General features: G+C 73.0%; 1 protein-coding gene. It reads left to right on the top strand.

Annotation, left to right across the window (positions count from 1 at the left end; all coding sequences use genetic code 11):
- Positions 1–538, top strand: a 538-nt coding sequence (locus IH44_RS0140085) for a glycoside hydrolase family 15 protein (RefSeq protein ID WP_030464779.1), incomplete at both ends; no start/stop codon positions are given.

The raw sequence follows: 538 nt of genomic DNA, 5'->3' as shown, positions 1-538 counted from the left end.
GATCTACCGCCTCGACGGCTCCACCGACCTCACCGAGCGGGTGCTGGACCACCTGCCCGGCTACGAGGACTCCCGGCCGGTGCGCCTGGGCAACGGCGCAGCCTCGCAGCTCCAGCTCGACGTGTACGGCGAGCTCGTCGACACCCTGCTGCTGGCCGAGGAGGCCGGCCTGCCGGCCGACCCCCGGGTCGACGAACTGCTGCTGGCGCTGGTGCGGCAGGTGGAGGAGCGCTGGCGCCAGGCGGACGAGGGAATCTGGGAGATCCGCGGCCCCGCCCGGCACTTCACCCACTCCAAGGTCATGTGCTGGGTGGCCGTCGACCGCACCGTGCGCCTGCTGGAGCGCCGCCCGAACGCCGACCCCGCCCTCCTGCTCCACCTCGCCGAGCTGCGCGAGCAGATCCACGCGGACGTGTGCGAGCGCGGCGTCGATGTCGAACGCGGCGTGTTCACCCAGTACTACGGCGGCCGGACCCTGGACGCCTCCCTGCTGCTGATCCCGCTGGTCGGCTTCCTCCCCGCCGACGACGAGCGCGTC

The organism is Kitasatospora sp. NRRL B-11411, assembly GCF_000721345.1.
GTDB lineage: Bacteria > Actinomycetota > Actinomycetes > Streptomycetales > Streptomycetaceae > Kitasatospora > Kitasatospora cineracea.
Note: the sequence above shows the minus strand (reverse complement) of the source record. Positions and strands in the feature narration are given on the sequence as shown.